This is a genomic window from Microbulbifer hainanensis, assembly GCF_014904735.1.
Classification (GTDB): domain Bacteria; phylum Pseudomonadota; class Gammaproteobacteria; order Pseudomonadales; family Cellvibrionaceae; genus Microbulbifer; species Microbulbifer hainanensis.
The window spans coordinates 1-638 of the sequence record NZ_JACZCR010000076.1 but is presented as its reverse complement, the minus strand read 5'-3'; the positions used below and the strand labels follow the sequence as shown (position 1 = coordinate 638).

1 protein-coding gene is annotated in these 638 nt (G+C 57.2%); it reads right to left on the bottom strand.

Annotated features, from left to right (window positions below; all coding sequences use genetic code 11):
• Positions 1-321: 321 nt before the first annotated feature.
• On the bottom strand, positions 322-638 hold a 317-nt coding region (locus IG168_RS20745), incomplete at its 5' end, for a hypothetical protein (protein WP_226877197.1).

The window sequence follows — 638 nt, the reverse complement described above, 5'->3', positions numbered from 1 at the left end:
AAAGGCAGAACCTACCATTCGCAGACCTCCATTGGCTGCGGAGGCGCGGAAAAAAGGGCGCAAAAAAGGGTGGCGAACCAGCGCTTTATTGCTTGACAGTCTTTGGAGATCTGTGGATAAATGACGGTGCTAAACGATATTCATCCACGGGCCGTCCTTCGGGGCGGCCTTGTGTTTTTCTGCTCCCTTAGATCCGCAGCCCTCCCTGTTCCTGTTGCTGAGTTCGCATACGCAACCGGTCGAGCCGGCGCATACCACATATTAGCATTTCGGAATTGTCGAACCGCAATTGGGCGGAGTAACCCATTGTTATGTGGGGATTCATTTGACGGTGCCGTTGGTCCGACTCGAAACCGGCTTTGGAATCGCCGTCGGCCAAGCCCACCAGCGGCCGGAGATTCGACATGCCGTTCCAGTTGCGTCGTCGGTCTTGAGAACGACGCCCGTGACCTGTCCTACCGAAACAGAATATTCGCGGCAAATTAGGCCCTCGATCTCATAAGAGGAGAGGGGGGAGACCTGTCCGGCCGTCGAAGTGCCGGCGACGTACCAAGCGGTCGTTTGTCCGTCCTTGTTGCGCTCGAGGGCGGATTGGCAGCTTGTTGAGGCGTGGGAGCGATCTTCGGCCGTGCCAGAGC